This is a genomic window from Bifidobacterium aerophilum, from assembly GCF_010667685.1.
In the GTDB taxonomy this organism is placed as follows: Bacteria; Actinomycetota; Actinomycetes; order Actinomycetales; family Bifidobacteriaceae; genus Bifidobacterium; species Bifidobacterium aerophilum.
On the sequence record NZ_WHZW01000006.1, the window covers coordinates 76,318 to 100,672 of the forward strand.

The 24,355-nt window shown below is 61.9% G+C and carries 20 protein-coding genes and 1 tRNA gene; 13 read left to right on the forward strand and 8 right to left on the reverse strand.

The annotated features are described in order from the left end of the window. Positions 1–201 precede the first annotated feature (201 nt). The 3 genes from GFD25_RS03635 (at position 202) to rlmH (ending at position 3,191) form a co-directional block, all read left to right on the forward strand. A complete protein-coding gene (locus tag GFD25_RS03635) occupies positions 202–1,215 on the forward strand; it encodes a ribose-phosphate diphosphokinase (RefSeq protein WP_163230072.1) in 1,014 nt (337 codons plus the stop codon). 199 nt (positions 1,216–1,414) lie between these two features. Beyond that, positions 1,415–2,593, forward strand: a complete 1,179-nt coding sequence (glf, locus tag GFD25_RS03640; RefSeq protein WP_163230074.1) for a UDP-galactopyranose mutase — start codon at positions 1,415–1,417, stop codon at positions 2,591–2,593. Between the two features lie 118 nt (positions 2,594–2,711). After that, complete coding sequence (gene rlmH, locus GFD25_RS03645; protein WP_163230076.1) at positions 2,712–3,191, forward strand: 23S rRNA (pseudouridine(1915)-N(3))-methyltransferase RlmH; 480 nt, start codon at positions 2,712–2,714, stop codon at positions 3,189–3,191. 39 nt (positions 3,192–3,230) lie between these two features. On the opposite strand, the gene GFD25_RS03650 is transcribed toward rlmH, so the two are convergent. Continuing rightward, a complete protein-coding gene (locus tag GFD25_RS03650; RefSeq protein ID WP_163230078.1) occupies positions 3,231–3,734 on the reverse strand; it encodes a hypothetical protein in 504 nt (167 codons plus the stop codon). Positions 3,735–4,143: 409 nt separating this feature from the next. Here GFD25_RS03650 and GFD25_RS03655 point away from each other — a divergent pair, with 409 nt between their 5' ends. From GFD25_RS03655 to GFD25_RS03695, 9 genes are all read left to right on the forward strand, one after another. Next, the gene (locus tag GFD25_RS03655; RefSeq protein WP_163230080.1) at positions 4,144–4,563 is read left to right on the forward strand and encodes a glycerophosphodiester phosphodiesterase; all 420 of its coding nucleotides are present in this window, start codon (positions 4,144–4,146) and stop codon (positions 4,561–4,563) included. Between the two features lie 411 nt (positions 4,564–4,974). Further along, a tRNA-Ser gene (locus tag GFD25_RS03660) sits at positions 4,975–5,062 on the forward strand. A gap of 440 nt (positions 5,063–5,502) precedes the next feature. Then, positions 5,503–6,999 (forward strand): site-specific integrase, encoded by a 1,497-nt coding sequence (locus tag GFD25_RS03665; protein WP_084686158.1) that lies wholly within the window; start codon positions 5,503–5,505, stop codon positions 6,997–6,999. A gap of 46 nt (positions 7,000–7,045) precedes the next feature. Next, entirely contained in the window at positions 7,046–7,288 is a 243-nt protein-coding gene (locus tag GFD25_RS03670) for a helix-turn-helix domain-containing protein (RefSeq protein WP_034528707.1), read from the forward strand. Between the two features lie 101 nt (positions 7,289–7,389). Continuing rightward, positions 7,390–8,091 carry an antirestriction protein ArdA gene (locus GFD25_RS03675; RefSeq protein ID WP_051922931.1) on the forward strand — a complete coding sequence of 234 codons (702 nt, stop codon included), beginning with the start codon at positions 7,390–7,392 and terminating at the stop codon, positions 8,089–8,091. 90 nt (positions 8,092–8,181) lie between these two features. Beyond that, positions 8,182–8,826, forward strand: coding sequence for a hypothetical protein (locus GFD25_RS03680; RefSeq protein ID WP_034528705.1), 645 nt, complete (start codon positions 8,182–8,184; stop codon positions 8,824–8,826). 296 nt (positions 8,827–9,122) lie between these two features. Beyond that, complete coding sequence (locus GFD25_RS03685) at positions 9,123–9,722, forward strand: recombinase family protein (protein ID WP_163230082.1); 600 nt, start codon at positions 9,123–9,125, stop codon at positions 9,720–9,722. Between the two features lie 505 nt (positions 9,723–10,227). Beyond that, entirely contained in the window at positions 10,228–10,707 is a 480-nt protein-coding gene (locus tag GFD25_RS03690; protein ID WP_034528700.1) for a hypothetical protein, read from the forward strand. 47 nt (positions 10,708–10,754) lie between these two features. Next, positions 10,755–10,985 carry a helix-turn-helix domain-containing protein gene (locus GFD25_RS03695; protein ID WP_051922930.1) on the forward strand — a complete coding sequence of 77 codons (231 nt, stop codon included), beginning with the start codon at positions 10,755–10,757 and terminating at the stop codon, positions 10,983–10,985. 172 nt (positions 10,986–11,157) lie between these two features. Here the strand turns inward: GFD25_RS03695 and GFD25_RS03700 are convergent, their stop codons facing one another. The 7 genes from GFD25_RS03700 to GFD25_RS03730 all read right to left on the reverse strand — a co-directional run bounded on the left by GFD25_RS03700 (position 11,158) and on the right by GFD25_RS03730 (position 20,451). Further along, a complete protein-coding gene (locus GFD25_RS03700) occupies positions 11,158–13,560 on the reverse strand; it encodes a LysM peptidoglycan-binding domain-containing protein (RefSeq protein WP_163230084.1) in 2,403 nt (800 codons plus the stop codon). Between the two features lie 553 nt (positions 13,561–14,113). Beyond that, entirely contained in the window at positions 14,114–14,449 is a 336-nt protein-coding gene (locus tag GFD25_RS03705) for a hypothetical protein (protein WP_034528695.1), read from the reverse strand. Positions 14,450–15,410: 961 nt separating this feature from the next. Further along, positions 15,411–16,904: a relaxase/mobilization nuclease domain-containing protein gene (locus tag GFD25_RS03710; RefSeq protein WP_163230086.1), complete on the reverse strand. Its 1,494-nt coding sequence runs from the start codon at positions 16,902–16,904 to the stop codon at positions 15,411–15,413. A gap of 29 nt (positions 16,905–16,933) precedes the next feature. Beyond that, positions 16,934–17,395, reverse strand: a complete 462-nt coding sequence (locus GFD25_RS03715; RefSeq protein WP_034528690.1) for a hypothetical protein — start codon at positions 17,393–17,395, stop codon at positions 16,934–16,936. Between the two features lie 328 nt (positions 17,396–17,723). Continuing rightward, positions 17,724–18,209, reverse strand: a complete 486-nt coding sequence (locus tag GFD25_RS03720) for a hypothetical protein (RefSeq protein WP_034528687.1) — start codon at positions 18,207–18,209, stop codon at positions 17,724–17,726. 149 nt (positions 18,210–18,358) lie between these two features. Continuing rightward, positions 18,359–20,263 carry a DNA primase family protein gene (locus GFD25_RS03725; protein ID WP_034528684.1) on the reverse strand — a complete coding sequence of 635 codons (1,905 nt, stop codon included), beginning with the start codon at positions 20,261–20,263 and terminating at the stop codon, positions 18,359–18,361. Further along, positions 20,260–20,451 (reverse strand): hypothetical protein, encoded by a 192-nt coding sequence (locus GFD25_RS03730; RefSeq protein WP_034528681.1) that lies wholly within the window; start codon positions 20,449–20,451, stop codon positions 20,260–20,262. The genes GFD25_RS03725 and GFD25_RS03730 overlap by 4 nt, the downstream gene beginning before the upstream one ends. 1,281 nt (positions 20,452–21,732) lie before the next feature. Here GFD25_RS03730 and GFD25_RS03735 point away from each other — a divergent pair. Continuing rightward, complete coding sequence (locus GFD25_RS03735; RefSeq protein ID WP_163230088.1) at positions 21,733–23,277, forward strand: RNA-binding domain-containing protein; 1,545 nt, start codon at positions 21,733–21,735, stop codon at positions 23,275–23,277. Positions 23,278–24,355: the final 1,078 nt, after the last annotated feature.

A 24,355-nucleotide genomic window follows, 5' to 3' on the forward strand; every position in this document is an offset into this window, starting at 1 on the left:
TGGCAGGAGTGTGTATACGCGTTCCCGCACTTGCATGCGGGCAACCTGTATAGAGTATCGTCACCGCGCGACAGCGGCAGGGATCGCGCCGCATCGTGCGCGGCACGTCACATACACCGTCGTTGTTATATTGGGAGACGGCTATTTTCTCGACCGTTCGGCTGCGACCGTGCGGTGACTGACGATTGTGGAAGGCGGATCATGTCGGCGATTCTCGAAGGCACACCGGATAAGCGACTCGTGCTGGTGACCGGTCGCGCGTACCCCGAACTTGCGGAGGAAGTGGCGCGGTGCATGGGAACCGAGGTCCTCGAAACCACGGCCTACGATTTCGCGAACGGCGAGATGTACGTGCGCTACACCGAGCCGGTGCGTGGCGCGGACGCGTTCGTGCTGCAGTGCCACACCGAGCCGATCAACAAGTGGATCATGGAACAGCTCATCATGATCGACGCGATGAAGCGCGCCTCGGCCCGCTCCATCACCGTGGTCGCGCCGTTCCTCGGCTACTCGCGTCAGGACAAGAAGCACCTCGGCCGCGAGCCCATCACCGCCCGTCTGATCTTCGATCTGTTCCGCGCCGCCGGAGCCGACCGCATGATGACGATCGACCTGCACGCCGCGCAGGAGCAGGGCTTCTTCAACGGTCCGGTCGACCATCTGACCGCGACCCCGGTGCTGCTCGACTACGTGCGCAACAACGTGCCGATGGAGCACGCCACGATCGTCTCCCCGGACGCCGGCCGCATCAAGGTGTCCGAGCAGTGGGCAGCCAAGCTGGGCAACCTGCCGCTCGCCTTCATCCACAAGACGCGTGACACGACGCGTCCGAACCATGCGACCGCGCACGGCATCATCGGCGACGTCAAGGGCCGTGACTGCGTGGTCGTCGACGACATGATCGACACCGCGGGCACGATCTGCGAGGCGGTGCGCACGCTGCGCAACGCGGGCGCCGCGTCCGTCACGCTCGTCGCCACGCACGGCCTGCTGTCTGGCCCGGCCATCGAACGCCTGCGCGACTGCGGCGCGCGCGAGATCATCGTCACGAACACTGTGCCGGTGCCGGAGGAGAAGCGCCTGCCGAACATGACCGTCCTGTCGGTCGCGCCGCTGCTGGCCGCCGGCATCCGTTCCGTATTCGAATCGCGTTCGGTCATGCACCTGCTGGAGGGTCTGCCGTCGGACATGCGTCCGCGCAACATCTATGCGTGACGATTACGCGATTCGCTGATTGTCGCTGATTGTTGATGGGACTCCCCTGACTCCGGTCGGGGGAGTCCTTGCATATGCGGCCGGCCGTGCGTCCGTGCGCGGCGGCGTGCGTCCGTGCGGGTGTTCGAGAACGCGTTCGATAGCCCCCATACGATAGACTGCTGGGGAAACGAACATCGTGCATGGAAGGTTTATGGTTATGACGGACAACGTGCAGTATCCGGATTTGGTGATCGTCGGCGCGGGCCTGTTCGGTCTGACGGTGGCTCAGCAGGCGGTCGAGCGTGCGGGCGCGCGCGTGCACATCATCGACGTGCGCGACCACATCGGCGGCAACGCGTACTCGTACTTCGATAAGGAGACGGGCGCGGAGATCCACAAGTACGGCGCCCACCTGTTCCACACGTCCAACAAGCGCGTGTGGGAGTACGTCAACCGCTTCACCGAGTTCACGAACTACGTGCACCGCGTGTACGCGACGCATGACGGCGTGGTCTACCCGCTGCCGATCAACCTGGGCACGATCAACCAGTTCTTCGGCGCGTCGTACACGCCGGACGAGGCGCGCAAGCTCATCGAGGAGCAGGCGGGCGAGCTGGCCGGCACCGATCCGCAGAACCTCAACGACAAGGGCATCCAGCTGATCGGCCGCCCGCTGTACGAGGCGTTCATCAAGAACTACACCGGCAAGCAGTGGCAGACCGACCCGGCCGACCTGCCGGCCGACATCATCAAGCGCCTGCCGGTGCGTTTCAACTACGACAACCGCTACTTCAAGGACACGTGGGAGGGTCTGCCGAAGGACGGCTACACCGCGTGGATGGAGCGCATGATCGACGATCCGCGCATCACGGTGTCGCTGAAGACCGATTTCTTCGACGAATCCCAGCCGTACAACAAGAAGGCGCTGCTCGCCGCGGGCGTGCCGGTGGTGTACACCGGCCCGGTGGACCGGTACTTCGACTACGAGCTGGGCGACCTCAAGTGGCGCACGGTCGACTTCAAGGAAGTGCGCTACGACGAGGACGACCACTTCGGCTGCCCGGTGATGAACTATTCGGACGCGGACGTGCCGTACACCCGCGCGATCGAGTTCAAGAACTTCAACCCGGAGCGCCACGACTCGCAGAACCACGAGAAGACCGTGGTGTGGGAGGAGTACTCGCGCTTCGCGGAGCGCGGCGACGAGCCGTACTATCCGATCAACACCGACGAGGACAAGGCGCTGTACGCGAAGTACGCGGAGAAGGCCGCGGCCGAGCCGAAGGTCGTGTTCGGCGGCCGTCTGGGCACGTACAAGTACTACGACATGCACAACGTGATCGACACCGCGCTCACCGCATTCGACGAGCAGGTGCTCCCGCTCATCGCGAAGTGACGCGTTCCCGATATCGGGACAGTGGTGACCGAGGGTAGTCGGCAGACCGGATTCGCCGGTTTTGCCGGCTACCCTTTTGCGTGAGTCGGCCATAATCGGCAGATCATAAGGAGAACGTATGCAGATCGACATCATCGCCGTCGGCAAGGTCAAGGAATCGTACCTGCGCGACGCCATCGCCGAGTACAGCAAGCGGTTGGGCCGCTACTGCAAGCTCGACATCATCGAGGTCGCCGACGAGAAGACCCCGGACCGTGCGAGCGAGGGCGTCGAACGGCAGATCAAAGCCAAGGAAGGCGAACGGATCGCGCGTCATCTGCGTGACAACGCGTACGTGATCGCGCTGGCGATCGACGGCAAGATGCTCACGTCGGAAGGTCTCGCGAACGAAATCAACCAGCTGGGACTGCGCGGCGTGAGTCATATCCAGCTGGTCATCGGCGGCTCGATCGGACTGGACGACGCGATCCTGCGTCGCGCGAACTACAAGCTGAGTTTTTCGAAAATGACGTTCCCGCATCAGCTTATGCGGGTCATCCTGCTTGAGCAGATCTATCGCGCGTACAAGATCAACGCGCACGAGCCGTATCACAAGTGAGTGCGGACAGCGCGGTCAACAAGCGCGGTGGTCGCGCACCTAGTCGCGCGGATGCAGCGCGCGGTACTGCAGCGAGTAACTGATCCGGACATGGGGCGGCGCCGACGTCTGATCGGTTGCGGCGCCCGGTTCGTTGTCCGGATCCGAGGCGGGCTGCGCGATTCTGGAGAGCGAGTCGGACGTGTTCGCGGCCGTCGCTGGCGTGCGGGGCGCTACGGAACTGAACGGTGCGGTCTGCGGGGTGCTGTCGTGACCGGATCGAGCCGGCTGCGGCGTCGATGGAGCGGCCATGACGGACGATGCCGGCGCGGCAGGGGATGCCTGCGCGGGGATGATCGGACGCATGCGGCCGGTATTGGTGGGATAGAAGCTCGGTGGAAGCGGTTGCGGGGGAGTGGCGGAGGTTGCGCCGGTCCCGTTCGCCGAGTCGTCGGCGACGTCGAATCCTTCGTCCTCAAGGGCGGAAAGCGGAATCAGGCGGGTCTGCATCGACGTGTCGCGTATGTCGTCCACGCGCCATCGCTGGTCTCCTGGTTCGGCCATGCTCATCTCCCTACTGTCACACAACTGCACCGAGCGTACCGCGTCGTTGACTACCGGTCGGTAGGAAACGGAGTATGTGCGCAACTTCGCCACCTAATGCTCGTGTGAATGTCACGGAAGACACGCCGCGCTGCCGCAGAAGCGAACATTCATCATGTTCTATTTTGTGTATATGAACATGGTTGAATATGGTATACGTATCAATGTGTGGGTATGTCGGATAATGTGCTCGAAGGCGAAGAAACGCACATTTGCAAGGATTTTCGCACATGGGATCAGTGATATCGTAAATGGTGTCGCGAGGGGCGACGTCATAATCGCAGTGATATGCCGGATGATTTACGTGTTATATATAACATGATCATGTCCGGTTTGCGTAACTGTTTGACTGCGTTCGTAAGGAGTGATCATGGCAAACGAGAAACTGATCGTCGTGGACGAGTCGATGTTCGGCCAGGATGCCGCGGCGAAGACCGCGGAGGCCAACAAGGTCGCCAGGAAGTTCGGCATCGACGACAAGGCGCTGGCCGCCGTCGAGGACTTCAAGCAGGCGCTGGCCGACAACAACGCATGGGACCTGCCGTTCATGGGGTATGTGAACGAGGACGGCTACGGCTATGCGTACGTGCCGGACCGTGCGGTGTCGCCGACGACCGGCTGGGATGCGCACAAGGCGTTCAAGGAGCTGCCCGAGGACGTGCAGACCGCGTTCGCGATCCGCATGCTGTTCACGCACCGCGACGTGGATCGGTACGGCGCGGACGTGTTCCTGCACTATGAGCGCGGTTTCGTGGTGCGTTTTGAGGGTCCGGGTTCGAACAACTACTGATCGGAGGTCCGGCGATGGCCGGGGATTGTGCGATGGCCGAAGGTCGTGCGATAGCCGGTGGCTGGGTGTCTGCCGCCGATGGTCTGACGGTCGTTGACCAGCTGGTTTGACGATGACGGCTGTCGGCGGCGTGCGGCATGCGGCACGACTGACGATTCGGCTGGTGATATGGTCTTCGGAGTGTCTTGTGACACGCCGAAGACCATTGTTTGTATGATGAGGGTGATCTATGGTTGCGAGGTCTGCTGATCGTTGGAAAACCGCGGTTTGTGACTATCTGTGGTTGTGCTGGCGTGAAGGTCTCATGAGTTCGAATCTCGTATCCTCCGCCTATTTGATTTGGTAATTCCGAATATCGTGCTAGTATATCCAAATTGTGTGCTGACGCGTTCGCGCTGAGGTAACACGAATGGAGGATTCGCCTAGTGGTCTATGGCGCACGCTTGGAAAGCGTGTTGGTGTAACAGCCTCACGAGTTCGAATCTCGTATCCTCCGCCAACAGGGTTTTCAGAGAAATCTGGAAGCCCTTTTTTGTTGCCGGAATGCCGAGAAAACGGCGGAATTGCAACGTTTTCGGACTGTTGGGCGGGCGGCGTCGCCGTTCCGCCAACGGCCATGCGGGACCGTTTTCCCCTCGCCATACGTGAGCGCATACGTGAGCGTTTTTCACGTCGCCCGGGCGCACTCACGCCATCACAATTCCATCACATTCGTATGGCATCGCCATGCTTCACGTCGTTTCTCCGATAAGCCACATCCCCAGAAGGGATATGACCGTTCGCCATCGTCCCGTCGAATACCCCGCATGGAGAACCGGCTCCGTGGGAGCCGGCGGTCGAGGTTTTGGGGAGATGGACCGCGGACCTTACGTCATTCACTGACGAGCCACGGTCCCCCACAGACGATCCACGATACGTTCCACACGAAGGCGGCGGACAATGGCGAGAGCAAGAAGACGGTTCGGCACAGTCTCACTGAAGACGAGCCGCAGATCCGGCCGGAAGTACATCGAAGCGAAATACAAGCCTCCCGTGGAGGCATACTACAAGTGGCCGGGCATGCTGCCCGAGTACTACACGAAGCGCTTCGCCGAGGGCTTCGAGACCGAGGCCGAGAAATGGCTCAACGACGCCGAACGGGCCATCCAGCAGGGCATCTGGAAGCCGCCCGAGGTCGCCCGCAACGAAGGGCTCGCGCGGCGCGTCACGTTCGCCCAGTACGCCACGGACTACGTGGAGCACCGGGTCAAACGAGACGGCGAACCCATCGAGGAGACCACGCGAGAGAAGTACCGCCAGTATCTGCGGGATCATCTGCTGCCCGTGTTGGGCTCGCTGCCGATGGCCTCCATCACGCCCGACGACATCGAACGATGGGCGGCCAGCATGAGGATCGGCAAGGCAGGCGAGGGCGCGGTCATCAAACGCCGCGTGTTCGAGCTTCTGTCGGGCATATTCGCCGAGGCGTGCGAGAAGCCGCTCGACGCGAGCGGACAGACGCTGCTCGAACGCAACCCGATACGGATCCGAGTGCCCAGACCGGACAGCGACCGCGAATACGTCGACATCGACATGGACGAGCTTAAAGCCATCCACGACGCGATGCCGCCGCGCCTCGCGCTGACCATCTACCTGTGCGGACAGCTCGCGCTGCGCCCCGGCGAGGCGTTGGCCCTGCAACGACGGGACATCGCACTCGATGCGGACGGTCAAGGCGGCACGGTGCACGTCACCAAGAACGCGAAAGAGGTCAGCCGCGACGGCAGCAAGATCGTCATCGCCGGCAAACCCAAGACCCGCGGCAGCATACGAGACGAACGCATCCCGGCGTGGCTCGTGCCGGTCATCCAAGCGCATCTCGACAGGTTCGTGGACGACAGGCCCGCGGCCCTGCTGTTCACGGGGCAGCGCAGCCACACCTACGTCAAATCACAGACGCTGCGCAACGCCTACTACAGGGCACGCAGAGCCGTACCGCGCGTGGACGCCCTGGCCCCGCCGTTGTACAACCTGCGCCACCGGGCGCTGACGCGCACGGCCTCGTACACGAACAGCATCCGCGCGGTGATGGCGCAGGGTGGCCACACGCAGGTGAGGACGGCGATGCACTATCAACACCTCACCAGTGACGAAACCGGCAAGATTCTGGCGGGAATGAACGCCGAAGCCGAATCGGCCGGACTCGCCCCGCACAGCGAGACCGAACCGGCGCACGAGCCAGCGCCCAAAGACCGCGCCGGCGGCGCGACGAACACTGACGACGCATTCTCCCAGCTGGCGACCCTCGTCACCGGCATGGAACCCGCGGCACGACTCGCCGTCATCAGAGGGCTCAAGCCGGAGCAGCGGCCCAAGCTCCTGAACCGCCTGCCCCCACCGGTCCAGACGGAGATCACGATCGCACTGCTGGACGCGGCGAACGGTTCGACCGGCTGAGCCGGCATGAACAGACACATAGAACACCATATGGAGAGGAACACCCATGACCCGAGGAACACTGGAAGCATACAGGCAAGACGACAGCACGACGACCGGCAGAAGACGGACCCTGTATCCGGGACTGGAACCACTGTCCGTGACCGTGGCCGAGGCCACACGGCTGCTCGGATTCAGGAACTGCAAGAGCGTGTATCGGCTCATCCGAGAGGGCAGGATCAAGGCCCGCAAGTCGGGGCACATCTTCCTGATCTCCTACCGCTCCCTGAAAGAGTACGTCGAAGGTTGACACGGCGACGATAAGCGGACATCGGCGGTCGCGCGGGCGAAACGGCCTGCCGGCCGCCGATGGCCTTTCCGAGGCACCTCCATCTCACGAAAGGAACCATCATGCAATCAAACCCGACGTCCATCGTTCCGTCCCACATCGCCCCTTATGAGATTCGTGTCTATGTCGCTAATCTCGCCGCGTACAACGCAGGCTTCATGCGTGGCGATTGGATTACGTTGCCAGTGTCGCAGGACGAGCTCGACGGTTTTCTGGACGAGCGTGTGTTCCAATGGCACGGTGCCGACGACGAATACGCGATTCACGACTTCGAAAAAGACGGCCTTCTGAAACGTCTTGATTGGACGGTTTACGAATACCAAGACCTCGACGAGCTTAACGCTCTGGCCACGTTGGCGAAGGAGCATTTGGCAACCGACGAGGACTGGGACCGGCTTGAACTGGCAATCGACTATTGTCTTCCGGGCGCGTCGGACGCGCTGATGCTGTGCAACGCGATTCTTCAACTGGATGACATGGCGTATTCGCCCTACGATCTACCGAATAACGTCACCATCGAGAACACGCCAGACCGTGAAGAACGCTACGGATACGACAAAATCAACCGCGATCCCGACGTGCGTCACGCGATACTCGACGGTAGTCTCGACATATATTTCGATTTTGCAAAATACGGTCGCGATGATGTTGCGTCGGGCTACGTGGAGCTTGGCGACTACGGCTGGCTGGACACCTCGCAACCGGTGCCGGACGCGGACAAGTACGACCGCTACGAGGTGCTCGACGCTGCCGGACTGGGCTGAACACCCGCGGTTATGGCTTTTCCCAAAACGCCGGCAAGCCGGCGCGAATGTTGATGTGACCAATAAAAGTCATTTCGACAAGGAGAAGCCATGACCGTCATAACCATCGAGAAAAGCGACATCACCGAGACCGCGAAGGGAGCGCCGACGCAAGAGAAACTGGACGAGGAGATGCAGATGCTCGGCGAGCGGCTGACCGCTGAAGGGCGGGCTGAAGCCCTTGCCAAGTACCTGCGCCCCGCATTCACGGACTGGTTGGCGGCGCTGCGCGAGCAGCGCGCGGGCATCGTCACCAAGCACGACACGATCCGCCTTGCGACTGCGATCCGCATGCAACTCGCAGTGCGCGACGCACTAATCGCCACGGTCATCGACGACACACTGAACGTGGACGACATGCTCGCCTACGCGACCGACCCGAGGTCGGAACGCGCCCGCGAGGGCATGACCGCGCTGCTCACACGTGCGTTCAAAGACCCGGATGCGCGCATCGACAACGCCCGACTTGAATGCGCACTGAAGACGTTGGACACGATGGCCGGATGGCCGAGAATGTACGCCGTTCAGCCGCATGCAGCCATCGCGTACCTTGCTTGGCTCGCAGGTCGCGACACGGCCGAACCGGTTCGTCATGCGATGACAGCGCTGCTCATCGATCAGGACTGCACGCTCGCAGCTATCGTGATGAGCGTGGTCAGTCGCGGGATTACCCCGGCATGCGTAAATGAAAGCTGAGCACACTAGAACTCCGCCCCGATGGGGCGGAGTTCCTTTTTCTGATGCTTGTTCAAAGAGTCTGATGTTGCCGGAATACGTTCGTGTAGCGGCAGAGAAGCCGCCCACTCGCGAAAGGCCGTCGGAAATGGGCATGAAGCTTGCCGTTTCTCGTTGCCGGAATTGAATGTGCCGAAATGCAGCCATGCAACGGCAAAAACGGCAATCGCGCCACAGACCCCAAGCATGGGATGGCAAGAACATCGAGAGTAAAATGAGAATGGTTATCAATAACGCTGCGCTGCAAGGAGGAAGATATGAAAATCGGCTACGCGCGAGTCTCGACGCTTGACCAAAACCCACAGCTCCAACTCGACGCGCTGCACGCCGCCGGATGCGACAGGATCTTCACCGATGAAGGCGTCTCCGGCTCAAAAGCTCACAGGCCGCAGCTCGACGCGGCGCTTGACCACCTGCGCGAAGGCGACACGCTGGTCGTGTGGCGGCTCGACAGGCTCGGACGCAACACAAGAAATCTGCTCGATCTCGTCGATCGCATCCACTCGAAGGGCGCTGAACTAAAGAGCCTGCACGAGCAAATCGACACGAGCTCGGCGAACGGCAAGCTCGTCTTCACCCTCATGGCGGCGTTGGCCGAGTTCGAGCGCTCACTCGTCATCGAGCGCACCAAGGCTGGTCTGGCCGCAGCGCACGCCTCTGGCAAAGGTGGTCGAAAGCCGAAGCTCACGGCGCAGCAGCGTGAGGACGTACGCCTGCTGCGGTCACGCGGCCGCACTCTGCAATCACTCGCCGACAGCTACCATGTCGGCATCTCCACGATCAGGCGCGCGTTGGAAGACGACGATTGTCCACCGTCCACGAGGAGCGGCATCGTGGCGGCGGACGGCGAGAGGTAGTTACACATCGGGCGGCGGCGTTCCTGTACAAGGACTCCGGAACCTGTTGCGGAACCAATGGAACCGTTGGAATATCAAGGGCGCAGGCATCCAGGTTCCCGAGTTCCTCTACCACTTCCTCTGTTGTATAAGAAAGAGAAAACACAACATATGCATATGTGATATGCGGGAGGCGTCCATTCTGGAGGACCAGGGAACCGTCAGCATGCCACTGTGCCACAATCGTTGGAATCACAACGTTTATGACCGGTTCCCTACATCGCGAAACCATACGTCGTAAAGGAACGAGATCCCAGAAACAGGCACCATGCCGCAATACCCCGCATTGCATGCCTTCATATCGTCGGCCTCGTAAGGCCCCGCTTCCCCCACGTGGACCCTTATGGAAAACAAGGCAACACCCACCACCCCCATAGCAGCGGAAAACCGCGGCGACGCCGCGACGGCCCAACGTTCGACAGGACGGGCACATCACCCGTCGAACCGAACGAAAGGGACCGACCTCATGGCCAATATCCAGATCATCGCCGAACGCATCCGCGCACGGCACATCGATTTCATCACGCGCATCATCGCGTCGGAGCGTCATCCGCAAAGTCTTGAGGCCGCGGTCGCCTTACTGGCATCAAGATTCGTCACGAACCGGTTCGAGGACCGGTACACCGACCCTATGGGTGACGCCACGGGCCTGTGGCTGCGCATCACCGGCAACGACGACGAAGGCGTCTCCCGCGCGCGTTTCGACAGGGAGCTCCACGCCATGATCCGCACGAACCCGCTCATGGCGCTGCTGTCGCTGCTGTACGCGGACGCCGAGGACGCCATCGATTGGTACGTGTGGCTCGACGGCGAAGCAATCGAACGCGAGGCGATTCCGCTGGCCAACGCGCTCTCTGCGCTCGGATACAAGCCCACGCGTGAGGAGCGACAGGCCCTCGGCGGCCTCTACACACGAGAGCGGGCACCACAGACAGGCAACTGCTAACTATGAGTTAGTGGCTTCGCGACCGCCGACGTCATGCAATCGACAATATGCAAACTGACGGTTTCCAAGCCTATCTGACGCGTCTCGGCCGACGCGTACAGAACCTGCGCCGCGAGCGTGGATACTCGCAGGAGAAACTCGCCGAACTGGTCGGCATGGACCGCGTCTCAATCGGTTATATCGAGCAGGCGCGGCGCATGCCCAAAATCTCAACGCTCTACTACATCGCAGACGCACTCGATATCAAGGTCGAAGACCTGTTCGACGGACTCCAGTAGCGCTTCGACGCGTCTACTGTAGATGCAAAGCAGGAACGGCATACGACGGCTCTCCTCGACCTCGCCTGTATCGAGTACGTCCCCGTTGCGTTCTTATCGCACGAAAACGGAGCCCCCGTCGGGATTATCTCGACGGGGACTCCGTTTCATCAGCGATGTCTGACCTTGCGGCTCAGCGCCACTCCCAGTGGCCGGTCGGCTCGACCCAGCGACGACCCGACTCGCGGCGGACCGTCTCGCTCCACGCCGGGCGCACCACGACCGTCTCGCGCCACGCGGGCTTGACGACGACTGTCCTGTCCACGTACTCGGCGGCGTGATGGACGGTCTGGACCCAAGCGTCCTTGACGAGGACCTGCTCGTCCCAGGCCTCGCGGTCCGTGACGGTCTTCTCCTCGTACTTCGCGGGGACGGTCTCGTCGTACGCGTCCCTCACCTTGACGCGCTCCACGTGCGTGACCGCGTCATGGTGCACCGTCTTGTACTCGGCCGGATGCTCGATCTTTTCGTCGTATTCGGCCTTGACGAGAACCTGTTCCTTGTGGGTGATTTCCGGGTGTTTGACGGTCTTGTACTCGGCCTCATGGTGGATCGTCTTGTAGGTGGTCTCGACATGCTCCGTCCAGGCCGGCTTGTCGACGACGGTGATGGTCTTGTACTCGGCCTCGTGATGCACCGTGTGCTCCGGGGAGACCAGCACCTTCTCGGTGTGGGTCTTGGCCTCGTGTTCGATGGTCTTGTACTCGGCCGGATGCTCGACGGTCTTGTACTCTGCCTCGTGATGCACCGTGTGCTCCGGGGAGACCAGCACCTTCTCGGTGTGGGTCTCGGCCGGGTGGTCGATGGTCTTGTACTCGGCAGGGTGGTCGACGGTCTTGTACACGGCCTCGTGGTGGACCTTGTGCTCCGGGGAGACCAGCACCTTCTCTTCCCATGCAGGCTTGACGATCTCCTGCTTGGTGGTTGCGGGAGTGTCGATGACCTGCTCGTCGTAGGCTGGTGTCACCATGACGGTGCGTGTCTCGGAGCGGACGTTGCAAGGCAGTCCTTTGAGCGCATTGCTGGTCGCATGCTGGTCGGCCAGTTCGGCATTCGGAAACTCGGCACCGTCACCGACGATGTATACCACGGTGGTCTTATACACCGCTTCGTGATGGACAGTATGCGTTACGGCGGGAACGGTGATTGTCCGGTATTCGGCCGGATGGTTCACGGTCCTGTATGTGGCCGGGATCGTCTCGTCGTACGCCGCCTTGACGAGCACCTTCTCGCTCCACGCGGGCTTGGTCTCGACCTTCTCGGTCCAGGCGGGCTTGTCCGTGATGGTCCGCTCCTCGTACTTGGCCGGGACCTTCTCATCGTATGCAGCCTTGACGAGCACCTTCTCGCTCCATGCGGGCTTGGTCTCGACCTTCTCGGTCCATGCAGGCTTGTCCGTGATGGTCTTCTCCTCGTACTTGGCGGGGACCTTCTCGTCGTAAGCCTCCTTGACGAGCTTCTGCTCCGTGTGGGTGACGGCTTCGTGCTCGACCTCGTGGGCGGGGACATCCACGACCTTCTCATCCCACGCCGGTTTGGTCTCGACCTTCTCCTCCCATGCCGGTTTGTCGACCACGACCTTGTCCTCGTACTCGGCCGGATGGTGCACGGTCTCGGTCCAGGCGGGCTTGGTCTCGACCTTCTCGTCCCATGCCGGCTTGTCCACGACGACCTTGTCCTTGTACTCGGCCTCGTGGTGCACGGTGTGCTCCGGGGAGACGAGCACCTTCTCGACGTGGGTCTGCGCCGGATGGTGGACGGTCCTGTACTCGGCCGGATGCTCGACCTGCTCGTCCCACGCGTCGCGCACCTTCACCCTCTCGGTGCGGGTGACCGCCGCATGGTCCCTGGTCTGCGTGACCGCCTGGTGGTGCACGAGCACGTCGCGGAAGACCGGCTCGAAGTGGCCGTTGCGGTCGACGATCCACACCTTGGTGGCATGATGCTGCTGCGTGGCGGTGTCGGGCTGCGTCGAGGACGGGTTCGCGGTGTTCGCACCGGAATCGTCGCCGTCGGTCGTCTGGGAGACAAGGCACTCGTTGGACTCGTAGCCCGCGGGCAGCGGCTGGCCCGGAGCCCACGAGCCCGCGACCATCAGGTTCACCAGGTCCTGCACCTTGTCGGCCGCCTCGGCGCCGTACCTGCCGGCCAGCGTGTCATGACGCACCGGGTCGACGCCGTAGTCGCCGTTGTACGTCCTCTGCGCCTCGGCGGCCCAGTCGATCGTGACCTTGCACTCGGTGGTGGCCTTCTTGGAGTCGCGGACGTGTTCGCCGGGGAAGATCAGGTTCGGGTCGCCGGACCGGTAGCCGGTGTAGTCGTGCCAGTCGCCGCCGAACTGCTCGGCGATCTGGCTGAGGGTGTCGCCGGATTCGACGGTGATCGAACCGTCCGGGTTCGCGGTCGCGCCGAACGCCACGGCCGTCGAGCTCAGGAGCCCGGCCGCGATGATCGCGGACAGGCCCGCCGTCATGATCTTGTGGACCGGACGATGCGACTCCCGCTTGCGGATGCCACTCGCATGCTTAGCCACCATGGTTCCCTTTTCCTTCCCGCCTGCCAACAGGCGTATGTCTCTCGTCTCAACCCACGGAACGCCAACGCAGGAAATGCGCCGACAACACATCACCGGCGTCCGCTAACACTCCGTTTGCATTGATAACTGGTTGTAAGCATACCACAGGGAGGGGGAGCCAAATGGTGTGTCTCACGAAACCAGCACGGCAACAACCCGAACACCACAGCACCGACGCCCGCATATACTCATGGCCCCGCGGCCGCATGCCAAAGAACCAGCAGACCTATGCACCTGCACGTCCGCACGGCGAATCGCCGAGCAACACGACCCCCTTCCGAGCGTATAGTTGCATATGGTTCCGTGGACGTCGTCATAGCAAAAACAACGCAAGAACGCCCTAAAAGACGGAACCGTATGCCATGCCCGCAACATCGTCCCAACGAGACAACTCGAAGGCCGCGCAAAAGGGCATGACTCCATCCCGCGAGGGGTGGCCCGGAGGCTCCCTCCGACCGGTCATGATGCAAAAACAACGAAGACCGTGCCAAACACGAGGGAGCCTCCACTCTTTTCACAACGCGAATTCCACGGGGATATTCTCATCCCAGGCACGGTCGAGACAGTCCATTGCATGACGCTCCTGCACGCCGTAGTAGGCATGCACCCGGTATCCGGTGGCGGCAAACTTGTTCAGACGGATGGAGAGGGTCATATCGGTGAAGCCATGCCCCTCGACGTCACCGCCCTGCGTGCAGATCCACACGGACGGCACACCGTGGCTTGCAGCCCGGTCGTAGACTTCGGGACCCTCATCGGCATCGACGACGATATGGTCGAGTGTGTGCAGATACAGCGTCATACCCGCCACAGGACGGTCGTCGTCGTTCGAATGAGTCGTTCCGTTCATCGCGGCATGCCTCCCTGTTCTCCACGTAGGCGTCACACGTGTTCGACGACACGCGACGGCAGATCCCCTGCGACTTGCGCCGGTCGCCGAATCCTTTCACGACGATACCCCGTTCCGTTCTCTGGCAGGCTGATGCGGGTGTCGGCCCCCAACACCGCAGACCTGATGATGCCGGGAATGGGCGGCACCCCATCCGAACAGACCGTATTCGGAATGAACCCCGTCAACGTGACGGCCATCGGCGCATCGGTCCGCACAATGGCAACGTGGTGGAGGTGGGACCACGTGATCACGGAAGGACGCGGTCCCCGAAAACCGGATACGTTCCCCTCGCTCCCAAGGAATCGCCATTATGGAACCCTCCATAACCGCCGGAATCCCAACGATTATCGGACATCAACCCCAGATTGGTTCCCAAGTTCCCCGATCGGCCAACCTTCCGCATTGGGCATATGTCTTAATCTTTTTTTTCTCCTTATGAAGTTAGGTGGGAAAAGAAGAAGAACTCAGGAACCATGCGGCTGGAAACGTTGCGACCAAGCCGTTTGTCATGGTTCCGAAATCCGTTCCCGAACACACGGACGGGAACGTACGACAGCAAACGGGAACCACCGGAGGGGCGTCCGGAGATGGTCGGCGTCTCGCCCGACCGTCGGCCTCCTCTCATGCCGACATCACCATGGGAAACGTCCCCGCCGATCGGGGAAAAACGCAGACAGCTACGCTGTTAAGAAAAAAATGAGGACCGTGAATCCGCATGTTGCGGATTCACGGTCCTCATTGTTCGTCATGCTCCCGCATGACGGCGTTGCCGCCCGGGGAGCTTCATCATCTCGGTCTCATTTCATTCCTTTCGTTCGATTGCCTTCCGTCGACTCCGATTCCCGCGCCGCCCTCGCCTTACAGGCCGGCCGGCGCTCCGCGACGGCTTCCCCCCGAACGTGCCGCCGTCATGCGATTGTCAGAATTGCGGTTCATCATCCTGTGGCGGCTCCTCCGTGAGGACCGGCGCGATCCTGAGGATCGACTTGCCGGAGCCATTCCGGCGCACGAGGGTATCCGACATGGCCTGATCAAGCGCCTCGCGGGCGGCCTTTGCGCGCTTCTCTGCCGACCACATCCCTGCACGAGCCTCATACACCTCGGCATCATGCCGCGTGCGGATCTGCCGATTCACGCGAACGATGTGCTGCGCGTACTGCTCACGCAGCAGCATGGTGACCGCCAGTACGAACCAGTCACGGCGTTGAAGGCTGTTGTCAACGAGCAGGTCAAGCATCCAAACGACAGCATCGTGGCCTTGGACCTTTTCCGGCTGTGATGCCTTCAGCTGGCGGAATCGGTTGCGCGCCCACTCCATCCGCAGGTTCGCGTCCTCAAGGTCTCGCCGCAGCAGATCCTCGTTAGTACGATGCTCGTTGAGTCGTTTCAAGACCGCGTCGTCGGATAGTGTGCGCATCCGTTCGCGACACACCCTGTTGCGCGCGCCGATGAGATCGTCGTATGTCTCCTCAAGCCACCCGCGGCTGATTTCCATGATCGGCGTGCTGTCGTCATCGTCATCGGCCATCCTCGACGCGACGAACACCTCGGGCTTCACGCTGCCCGGATTGTTGACGCTTGCGTTCTTGGACTTGCCCACGTAGACCTCTGGTTGTGTCACCATCGTGTTCTCCTTTTCCTTGTCTTCGTTGTGTTTCCTTGCGGCGAACAGTGCCGCCAATTCATCGAACGTGAAATCTTGTGCCAAGCTGCTTGCTCGTCGGCGTCGCTTGCGCACGCGTCGCCCGTCGTCGTACGTCATCCTGTACGTGATGCCGCGGCTGTCGTCGGAGTTGACGTCCACGGTGATGCCCACCGCCGTGCACTTCGCGACATACTCGTCGAACGAATCAGCGGCCTGTGCGGCCTGCATGAGTCTGTCGCCGAGCAACCTGTCGAATGAGCCCTCCTTGACCCGCTCACGTCGCACTGACCACGAGTCGCGCCCGCTCATCGTTTCCATGCCGAACGCGTCCATCGTCTTGTCGTTGATCGCGTGCAGCGTCCGCGCGTTCCTGTACTTGCTCAGCGCATGGCCGGTCCGGTGGTCGTGGTTGAGAATGATGAGGTGCGCGTGCGCACAGCCGCCCTCACCGTCGTCATGGACGACGACGAGGCTCTCCGAGTCCGGGTGCATCGTCTTCCCGAGTTCATAGGCGAGTTCACCGCATCGACGCAAGTCGTCCTTGCTGTGTACGTCGAGTTCGTCCGGCGCAAAAGACATCACGTAGCTGTATGCTGCAACGTCGCGCCCGTGCTTGCGTAGCAGCCGGTCGGACTCCTCTCGGAATGCTCGAATGCTGCCGGCGTCGTTTAAGATGAACGCCGCACGATCGGTGTGCTCGGCGCGATGCCGCTTGTACTTCTCCGAGCCCTTAGAGCCGTACAGCAGATACGACAGCAGCGCCGGCATATTGCGCACGGGACGGACCGACGTGTAGCTCATCGTTCTCGCCTCCTGCGGTGCCCGGCCGACTCGCCATACCCCATCGGCATGCCGGCATCAGCGAACACACGGCGCATGTCGCGCCACACTTCACCGAAGCGCGCCACGTCGTCGGCTGTGAACGCGCCGGACGGCAGTGGTTTGCCGGCGTTGGTGGCGCGTACCAACTGGTTCCAGTTGACGCCGATCCGGTTCACCGCCAGCGCGAGCCGGGCGAGTTCACGATCATTGAACGGACTCCAATCGGCCGGCTGCGCCACCGGCTCATGGGGTGCGCCCATGAGCTCGTCGAGCCTCGCCTCAACGCATTGGCGCACGAACCGGGCGCGCGGGATGCCCGCGGAGAGCACGTCGATCTGCTCGAACCGACGGCGTGGGAAGCGCACCGTCAGCCGGCGGTCCGCGGGCTCGCGCCGCGTGCCGGCGCTTGACCGCTGCGCAGCCATCGAACGAACCATAGTGCTCCTCCTTTCCGAGCATTACCGCATGCGCCATGCTCCCTTGCGTGAGCTGACCCATGCGCCTATATATAACGATTCTCATTATACTCTTGCGCATGCAAGTGCGCATGCTAATGGATGGCGAGCAGGCGATATAGCGGCCAATGGAATTGACCGCTATATCACTCTCGCGAGGGGATTCCCCTCGACCCCTTTCCGCCGCACCGCGGTTTGCTCTCCCGCGGAAAGCAAAAACCGCGCCCCGGCGGACGACTCCGCCAAGGCGCGGTCGCCCCAGCTGCGCTGGCCGGGTCCGACGACTCGGACCCGGCTTGCACCTGCGACATCAGTCGCCGACGATGTCGTCCCAGCTCATCGGCCTGTCGGCATCATCGCCATCAGACGCGGCTGCTTCAGCCGCGGCGGCGGCCTGAACCGCCTCCTCGTGCAGCATGGCCTGCATGTCGGCGTAGTCGTCTGCGTGCGGGTCATCGTCGTCCGAGCACCCGTCCACCACGACGTTGACGGCATCCGACTTGAGCCAGTCGGGCGCTTGGTTCTTCTTCGCCGCGCGACGGGCCGCGGCCGCTCTGGCGCGTTCGCTGCGTTCCTCACGCTTCAGCTCGCGCAGGCGTTCGATATCGGCGATCACCTTCTTAAGAATCTCGTCGCCGGTGCCTTCGTAGTGGACCTCGGAGCCTCGAAGCCGCTTGACGACCTCGGGGGCGATGTCGAGCAGGTGCTGTTCCTGTGCCTGTTGTTGTTTCAACTGTTCCAGCTTGCGCATCGCAGCTTTGATCTGTGCATCGTAGATGGTGGTGTTCTTGGACATGTCGCTGTCTTTCCGCCGGCATCTTACCGCCGGCATGTGTGGTTTGTTGGTGCGAACGGAGCCCGGCGCGGTGGCGTGCGCCGGGCACTGTCTGATCGGTGTGGGGGTGCGGCGCTCGCGGTGCGCCACACCCGGTTCTCGACGTGAGGTCAGCCGCGGCCGTTGCTCGGGTAGGACGCCGACCGTGCCTTGCTCTGCTCCTCGGAGACGGCGCGCGGCGTCTTGCCGTGCAGCGGCGAATCGGGATCCTCGTACGCCACGAGGAACGACTTGCGGACAAACCCCTTGCATCGGGTCTTCTTCCACAGCTCGTCAACGGGTGAGAGCCAGAAGGCCAGCTGGTCGGTGGACGGAGACAGGATCACCCGGTCGACGCGCGGCTTGTGGAAGCCCTCGTCCCGATACAGGTCGCCGATCGCCTCTTCGGTGCCCGCGGCCCACGCGGCGACGCTCACCTTGTCGGCCGTCTCCACCCACTTCGCACTGTCCGGCAACGCCGGATCCTGCATCTCGCGCGAGACCAGCGACCGCAGTTCGGCGTAGAAGTTGCGAGAGCTCTTGAGCTGCCCGCGGCCACCGAACTCCCGCGAATACCACTGCTTGAACGCGCTCCACAGCATCGGCAGCGGCAGGAAGTCGCGCGTGAACGCGTCGCGGTACTCGCCCCAGAACGCCGCCACCGGATCGATGGCCTCCCGGAACTCGGCGTTCGCCTTAGCCACGGCCTCCGGCAGCGACACGCCAGTCACCCGCGGCCGCTCGTAGAGCATGTGGAACATCATCCAATCGCGGACGTCCTGCCGGGCGAGGAGCCGGCCGAGCTCCGGCACACGGTCCTTGGGCAGCACCACGCGGTCGAACGGCACCACCGGGAAGCGTCGCCAGATGCCGGTGGACCGGTCACGGAACTTCGGATACGAGTTCGTACCGACGACGAACATGCAGCCGAGCCTGTACGAGACGGGCATCTTGTTCTTGCGGTCGATGTTCACCTCGCCGTGGGTGACGGCGGACTTCAACGGACCGGAGTCGTCGATATAAGTCCCGCTCTCGTCGTCGCTCGCGACCAGCGTCTTGTCGAGGATGTGCATCATCCCGAACCGCGTGGTCAGCGTGCTCAGCTGCGCGCGCGTGGAGTTCTCCACGCCGACGAGACCCGTGACCATGTCGATGAACGTCGACTTCCCGGAGCTTCCCTCGCCGTACAGGATCGGCGCGATGTCCCAGTGCTTGAGCGGCGTCAGCGTCATGACGACGACGTCCCACAGGAATCGCACGACGTCCGGATCCGTCGAGAACCCGTTGAACACGTCCGACACGGCGAGCCGCTTGCGCTGGCCCCCGTTGGTGGTCACGTCGAACACGGGTTCCGAGGGCGGCGTGGCGGGGTCCGTCCAATCGGCTGTGGACTTGCCGGTGAACACATGCTCCGGACCGAAGGGCATGAACTCGCCGGTGGAGTACCGGACGATGCCGTTGTTGACGGCGATCAGGTCGGGGTCGCTCTCCCTGCGCACCTGCCGGCAGGCCACCTTCAGGTTGCACTCGAAGTCCCGCCGCCAGCTGCCGTTGGCGGTCGCGTTGAACGAGACCGCCAGCCTGTCGACGTTGAGCGGCTCGTACAGACCGCTCGCCTTGTTGTAGGAGACCAGCTTGACGTAGTCCTCCTCGGAGACGCCGTCGAGGAGCAGCTTGCCGAGCGGCATGATCCGTGCCGCGCACTGCGCCGCCGTCCAAGGGTTCGGCGGGGCCACAACGCGGCGTCGACCACGCCCGCCGTCGGACTTCACGGTCCTCTCGACCCTTTCGGTGATGCGACGCATCGCGTCCATCGCCGTCTGTCGTGCGACATCCTCCAGCACACTGTCCTCGCGGATATCCGACCGGCTCGCCTCGATGGCGGCGTCGGTCTCCTCGCGGATGATGACGTCAGCCGAGACCGGCTTCTTGACGGAATCCGGGGCACCGGCGACGAGATCCGGCTCGCCCAGCTGGCGATCGAACATCGCCTCCGCCTCGTCGATGTCGTCCTGCATGTCGTTCGTATTGCTCACAGCGTTGTCCTCTCTGCTCTCACGTATCGCGCCGCGGCGTCGGCGCCCTGTTCGTCCTGGCTTGCCGTCTGAGCCGGGTTCCCGGCGATGAGCCCGTTCACTGCGGCCCAGTAGGCGGCGTCATGCCATTTGCTGCGTTTCGTGTTTTTCGGCTGCTGACATTGCGACCATTCGCTATTGCCTGTCATTGCAGTTCCCTTTCTTCCGCGGGCTCGGCGATCGGCGTTTCGCCGCCGACCGGCCTCTCTGCGCGGATTCATGCCGCATCGGTCGGGCCGATGCGGACGTTTCTAGCCTGACGGCTACTTTTCTTGCGCTGGATCGATCGCCGTCACACCCGTCTCTCAACGGACCTGACACGGTTTTGTCTTTCCTGCATTCCCGAAGCCGGGCCGCGCTGGCGCGGCCTTTTTCTTTTCCACAGAATCGACTGTCATCGTGCCTGTCTCTCAACGGATCAGTCACGGCTTTCTCTCGCGTTTCCGGAATCGGGGCTGCGCGCAGGCGCGGCCCTTTCTCCTCACAGGATCGATCGCCGTCACACCCGTCTCTCAACGGATCAGTCACGGTTCTCGTCTCTTGCATTTCCCCAACTGGGGCCGCGCGCAGGCGCGGCCCTTTCTCAGGTCTCAAGGTCAATGCGCGATTGCGGTCAGTCGCGGCACGTGTGCGTTGCCGCTGTCGCCGGCGGCATGCCGCCGGCTGCGCCTCCGACGAACGAACCATCCGGACTAGGGAGGCCGCTATATACGAACAGGTCGTGGTATCACAAACACGTGTTTCCAAGCACGGAAGCCGGCGGGATGACGCTCCGGTGCGTCATGACGCCGGGGCCGGCGGTGCGGGAATCGACGCGGCAGTGGCGTCTGGTTCGGCTCCGCATCCTTGCGGTGTTCGCCGTGACCGGCGGCGGCCCCGATTGGGCCGCCTAGCCTACGGCTCATACCAAGGGTTCCAATGGAACCCTTCTGGCCCGGCCGTTCTCCCCCTCCTTTCCTCGTGTCGTATGGAGGGGGAATTGGCCCAGGCTCCCGACCGCCGCTATCGCGACAGCCGGGAGTTCGGCCGCATCCCCCTCGTTTCTTCCATAGGCGCGCCCGACCGGCGCGCTTTTCCTTCCGTCTTGCGTTGATTGTTTTAATTCACCCTCCACCTCGTTGCGGAAGGGTTTTACTGTCATCAACTCTCAAAGAGCACCCGAGAGAAGTACCGCCGCTGTTATTGCTTCATCCTCTACCCCGGGCCCGCTGTAAGCGGGACTTAGGTGTAATATAAGTAAGCCGTGTTGAAACATACCTGCGGCTGTTTCAACACGGCTTACTTATATTACACCATGAGGCCTGGACAAAAACGGCTCTCATCGGCGTGTTGAGTCCTGCAATGTGGTATACGCATCGCCGTGATGGAGTAATCGAAACACCGAAACACCCCGCGATACACTGGGTGGACGGACGATTCGGGGAGACGACATGGACACTGCGGAACTTACGACCGTGCTTGGGCACGGCGAGAACATCTCTGTCGAGTTCAAGCGCTGCGGCGTCCAGCCCGAGGCGGACACATTCGAGACGGTATGCTCGTTCAACAACCGGTTCGGCGGGTCAATATATCTCGGAGTGCTCGACGACGGCACCGTCGAGGGCGTCAGCCGTTCACAGGCCACGGCCATCGAACGTAATCTCGTGAACGTGATCGGCAACCCCAAACTGTTCAACGTCGCACCGGCAATCGAAACCGAACGCATCGAATACGACGGCAAGCTCGTAATCCGCGTGTGGGTTCCCGCCGGCCCTGCCGTTGTGAGCTTCAAGCATGTGATCTACGACCGGGTGGCCGACGTGGATCGACGCATCACCAGCGAGACGCAGATCGCGCAGATGCACATCCGCAAGCAGAACCACTTCAGCGAGCAGCGCGTGTACCGGTACCTGAAGCCGTCCGATTTCAGGTTCGACCTGCTGCCGCGCGTACGCAAACTGGCCGCGTTGAAGACGCCCGGTCATCCGTGGGCCGAGATGGACGACATGGAGCTGATGCGCAGCGCCGACCTGTACGGCGTGAACTACGACACCGGCGAGGAGGGCTTCAACCTCGCCGCCGTGATGCTGCTCGGCAAGGACGAGGTCATCTCACGCATCGCGCCCGCCTACAAAACCGACGTGATCGTACGCCGCGAGAACCTGGACCGCTACGACGACCGGCTCATCGTGACCACGAACCTGATCGAGGCGCAGGCACAGGTCGCCGAGTTCGCGAAGCGATACCTACCTGACCGGTTCATGCTGGAGGGCGACCAGACCGTCAGTCCCAGGGACATCATCATCCGCGAGCTGGTCTCGAACCTGATGATCCACCGCGAGTTCGTCAGCCCGTACCCGGCCAAGTTCCTTATTCTGGACGACGGCGTCCACACGGAGAACGCTTCCAAGGCCATCTTCCAAGGGCAGCTCGCCATCACGAGCTTCAAACCGGTGTCCAAGAACCCGTTCATCGCGAAGTTCTTCCGCAACATCGGCCTGGCCGACGAGCTCGGCAGCGGCATGCGCAACCTGTACAAGTACTCGAAGCCCTACTCCGGCAAGGACCCCGTGCTCGACGACGGCGACGTGTTCGAGGCGTTCGTCCCCGTGCGTTGGGTGGAAGGCACCACCGCCGAAGACGGTCTACCTGCTCACGATGAGACCGAGCACGACCCGGCCGGGACTGTACATGATCCCCATGAGCAGGAAAAAAATCCAAATGAAACTGTAAATGAAACTGTAAATGAAACTGTAAATGAAACTGTAAATGAAACTGTAAATGAAACTGTAACCAGAGAGCAACGTCTTTTGGAGCTACTGCGCAACAATCCATCAATCACATATCGACAGGCGGCTAACGCACTAAGCGTGTCGTACACCACCGTGTGGAGAACTCTCCGCGCAATGCAAGAGGCCGGTTTCATCGAACGCACTGGCTCGGACAGACGCGGCACATGGCGCATCCTCACCCCATCGCAGCCATCCCGCAAGTAATGCGAAGACTCGCGCCGACATGGCGTGGGCACAATGACGGAGACGGGAACCGCGGACTCCCGACGGAACTCAGCCTCCACCTGAACCTAGGAACCTTGCCCACACCCACTTCCTAGGTTCCTAGGTAACTTCCTAGGTTCCACGGTCAAGTTCCTAGGTATGCAGCTTAATGTGCAGGCATCTTGAAGCTTCACAAGCAACCCAAGAAAAGAAAGCCACACCCCCACTAGGAGCACTTCCGCAATCGGCTGAGAGCGATACACTGAATCAACGCTAAATTCAGCGAAGGCAATGCCACAACACCGCGAAAGCCCCGCCACAGCGCCCCAGATGCGGAAACGGGCTCCCACCCATTCACGTCGAATGAGCGCGAAGATGAGTCCGCGGGACCGTCGAAACGCGAAACACCAGTCAGCAGTAGGAACGAGAGGGCGTGAAGGTTAGGGTCTCGTATCCTCCGCCATCGCCGGAAGCCTTGATTTTCAAAGGGTTCCGGCTTTTTTCATGTCTCTCCCACGGGTGCTGGTGTCGTTATAGGGTGCTCATTCTGGGAGCGCCGTAGTCCGTCACCATGTCATGCTCCCTCTGCACGGCTCACTCACCGAGCCGGTCATCCCCTTGCTGGGTTATTCCGCAGGGGCACCGCAGCGCCCCAGGAGCCCGCATCCGCACTGTCAAATAGAATTGGGCCATCGTCTGTTCGGCAGAGGGAGAAGAACAATGGCGTTGAACACGACGTAGCTGGAACGCTACTACAATGCACCCATCGGGAAGTGTACGGGGCGATGAGACGTTATCTGGAATCGGACCGGCCCCGATCTACTTTGAGGAACGCCGATGACCTGTCATGCTCATGCACGTTCTCACCGGGCATCAGCATGACCATATGGGGCGAGAATCTGACGGCATCGGCCGTACCTAGCGGGGGAGGGCACCCTCGTCAGACTCACCGTGGCCGGGAAGCCGGGGTCGACGGCGGCCGGCTTCCAGAACTCGCACAACATCACCATCGCCGACGAGTTCTTCTCCGGAGTATCCGCAACGCGATCCACAGGCAGGGAAGAAACGTCCCAAGACC

What these genes read in the sequence shown, in the direction of transcription:
- GFD25_RS03635 (WP_163230072.1), top strand. Translation starts at nt 202, where the DNA reads ATGTCGGCGATTCTCGAAGGCACACCGGATAAGCGACTCGTGCTGGTG.
- glf (WP_163230074.1), top strand. Translation starts at nt 1,415, where the DNA reads ATGACGGACAACGTGCAGTATCCGGATTTGGTGATCGTCGGCGCGGGC.
- rlmH (WP_163230076.1), top strand. Translation starts at nt 2,712, where the DNA reads ATGCAGATCGACATCATCGCCGTCGGCAAGGTCAAGGAATCGTACCTG.
- GFD25_RS03650 (WP_163230078.1), bottom strand. Translation starts at nt 3,734, where the DNA reads ATGGCCGAACCAGGAGACCAGCGATGGCGCGTGGACGACATACGCGAC.
- GFD25_RS03655 (WP_163230080.1), top strand. Translation starts at nt 4,144, where the DNA reads ATGGCAAACGAGAAACTGATCGTCGTGGACGAGTCGATGTTCGGCCAG.
- GFD25_RS03665 (WP_084686158.1), top strand. Translation starts at nt 5,503, where the DNA reads ATGGCGAGAGCAAGAAGACGGTTCGGCACAGTCTCACTGAAGACGAGC.
- GFD25_RS03670 (WP_034528707.1), top strand. Translation starts at nt 7,046, where the DNA reads ATGACCCGAGGAACACTGGAAGCATACAGGCAAGACGACAGCACGACG.
- GFD25_RS03675 (WP_051922931.1), top strand. Translation starts at nt 7,390, where the DNA reads ATGCAATCAAACCCGACGTCCATCGTTCCGTCCCACATCGCCCCTTAT.
- GFD25_RS03680 (WP_034528705.1), top strand. Translation starts at nt 8,182, where the DNA reads ATGACCGTCATAACCATCGAGAAAAGCGACATCACCGAGACCGCGAAG.
- GFD25_RS03685 (WP_163230082.1), top strand. Translation starts at nt 9,123, where the DNA reads ATGAAAATCGGCTACGCGCGAGTCTCGACGCTTGACCAAAACCCACAG.
- GFD25_RS03690 (WP_034528700.1), top strand. Translation starts at nt 10,228, where the DNA reads ATGGCCAATATCCAGATCATCGCCGAACGCATCCGCGCACGGCACATC.
- GFD25_RS03695 (WP_051922930.1), top strand. Translation starts at nt 10,755, where the DNA reads ATGCAAACTGACGGTTTCCAAGCCTATCTGACGCGTCTCGGCCGACGC.
- GFD25_RS03700 (WP_163230084.1), bottom strand. Translation starts at nt 13,560, where the DNA reads ATGGTGGCTAAGCATGCGAGTGGCATCCGCAAGCGGGAGTCGCATCGT.
- GFD25_RS03705 (WP_034528695.1), bottom strand. Translation starts at nt 14,449, where the DNA reads ATGAACGGAACGACTCATTCGAACGACGACGACCGTCCTGTGGCGGGT.
- GFD25_RS03710 (WP_163230086.1), bottom strand. Translation starts at nt 16,904, where the DNA reads ATGCCGGCGCTGCTGTCGTATCTGCTGTACGGCTCTAAGGGCTCGGAG.
- GFD25_RS03715 (WP_034528690.1), bottom strand. Translation starts at nt 17,395, where the DNA reads ATGGTTCGTTCGATGGCTGCGCAGCGGTCAAGCGCCGGCACGCGGCGC.
- GFD25_RS03720 (WP_034528687.1), bottom strand. Translation starts at nt 18,209, where the DNA reads ATGTCCAAGAACACCACCATCTACGATGCACAGATCAAAGCTGCGATG.
- GFD25_RS03730 (WP_034528681.1), bottom strand. Translation starts at nt 20,451, where the DNA reads ATGACAGGCAATAGCGAATGGTCGCAATGTCAGCAGCCGAAAAACACG.
- GFD25_RS03735 (WP_163230088.1), top strand. Translation starts at nt 21,733, where the DNA reads ATGGACACTGCGGAACTTACGACCGTGCTTGGGCACGGCGAGAACATC.